The sequence below is a fragment of the Myxacorys chilensis genome, from assembly GCF_059505265.1.
In genome coordinates this window covers 1-1,868 of sequence record NZ_JCACKG010000286.1, presented here as the reverse complement: position 1 = coordinate 1,868, position 1,868 = coordinate 1, and the positions used below count along the sequence as shown (strand labels likewise).

2 protein-coding genes are annotated in these 1,868 nt (G+C 65.0%); both read right to left on the bottom strand.

The annotated features are described in order from the left end of the window. Positions 1-172: 172 nt before the first annotated feature. On the bottom strand, positions 173-715 hold the full coding sequence (locus tag AC5JLB_RS29035; protein WP_495877295.1) for a TadE/TadG family type IV pilus assembly protein: 543 nt from the start codon (positions 713-715) through the stop codon (positions 173-175). Further along, positions 712-1,868 (bottom strand): hypothetical protein (locus tag AC5JLB_RS29030; protein ID WP_495877294.1); only part of this gene is annotated, 1,157 nt, incomplete at its 5' end. The genes AC5JLB_RS29030 and AC5JLB_RS29035, both read right to left, overlap by 4 nt.

Here is a 1,868-nt window from a genome sequence, read left to right as displayed (position 1 = left end):
TCGCCGATGGTGTAGGTGACCTTCACGTTGAGCGAGAGGATGTGGAACCCCTTGAAGAACACCAGCGTGGCCAGGAGCACCCAGACGAGCAGGGGAAGCATCAGGACCGCTTCGATGGTGACGCTGCCGCTTTCGTCGCGGGCAAAGCGGGCGGGAGGGCGAAACAGGCGCATCAGTCGCTCGTGGGTTCGATGGCGAAGCTGGTGACGGACACCAGCGCGTAGGCTCCCCCGCTGACCTTCTCTAGCCGGGCGCCAAGGCCCGAGGTGGGGAAGGTGGGATCGATGAGCGCGCAGGCCCGCAGCACCATGAGGTCGTTCGACTGGCCGGCGGTGAACCGGTCGGCCGGCTGACCCGGCGCGGCGCGGTCCACGCAGTCGGCAGCGCCTCCGATCATGCTCCAGTTGCGCGGGTCCACGCGCTGCAGTTCCAGCTTCACCTGATTCAGGCAGTCCGGGATCATGATCGTGAGGGCGCAGACCCGCTCCTTGACCGCGTTGTGCAGGGTGGCCGTCGGCAGCTCGCCGAAGCTGCCCAAGCGCACGTCGCGCACCGCCAGGTCGACCGCGCGATCGAGAGCGGCCTGGCGGGCCAGGTACATCCCCTGCTCGAAGCTCCAAAGGAAGAGCGACCAGCACAGCGGGAACCAGAGCACGAACTCGATCGTGGCCGCGCCGTTCTCCGAATGGATGAAGCGGCGAAGGAAGCGGATCATCGTATCAGCCTCAGGGCATTGATGTGTGCGGCGATCGCGTTGAACGTCGTCCCGAGTTCGGAGCTTGTCGTGTAGAAGTAATGGGAGGTGGAGGAGGCGCAGTTGCGGATCTGCGTCTGGCCACCCGCTGGCGCGCTCAGCGCTATGCCATAGACGATCACTCCCGCATTCTTGGCTTGAGTGCAGCTCTGCTGGAGGGTCGTGTTCATGTTGGATACGCTGGTGTCGCCCGTGAAGTTGTTCACCCAGGTGTTGTAGACGCTGGTCCGATTCGAGTTGCTCGTGCCGAGCGCGCGGGCGTAGAGCTGCCACGCGACCCATCTGACCCTCAGGCCGGGAAGCGCGCTGCTGCCATCGCCCCCCCAGACCTGATCCCAGGTGAGCCGCACGACCACGCCGATGTCGTCGTCGTCATCGCCGTCGCTGTCGCTATAGGGTTCCGTCAGCCACTGGCCCGTATGGGGGACCCAATAGTCCTCGTTCGTGTTGGCGCGGTCGTGCAGGATCGAATAACGCGCCGAGTTGCCCGTGCCGCTGCGCCAGATGGGCGAGTTGCCCGTCTTGTAGCGGCCGTCGGTGCCGGTGGTCTCGATGAAGCGGGACGCCACGTGGTCGCCGTCCGACATGACGACGATCACCTTGAGGGTGTTGGGACGGTCGTAGGCGTAGGGACGATCCCCCAGATTGGCCTGCATGCTCCCGGACGCGATCAGGCGGTCATAGAGGGCGGCGGAGCTCGGATCGAGGAGCATCAGCCCGATGTCCATGCCGCGCGTAATGGAGGTGTTTCCGAAGGCGTTCAGTTGGCCGATCCAGCCCTGCAATTCCGCGATGTCCTGCGACGGGGGGCGAACGAAGTTCCGCTCGTCGCGGACGCAGGGCACGTTGCCCTCGTTGCTGGTATCGTTCTCGATTGGGCCCCGGGAGTTGTTATTGTACTGGTTGCTGGTGGTCGTTGTCGCCTGTCCGTCGGCATGCGCGGCCTGCGGAAGCGCCAAGCGCGACGCGAGCGGCGGAGTGAAGTCGTAGCCCGCAAGGTTGTAGGCGCCCGCCGGCGTGTCGATGCAGAAGCTGTTGGGAATCGCGTGCCGGTTCGTGATGTTGTAGCCCGTCTCCACCATCGCGTTGAAGAGCGTCGGGCCAAGGTTCACCT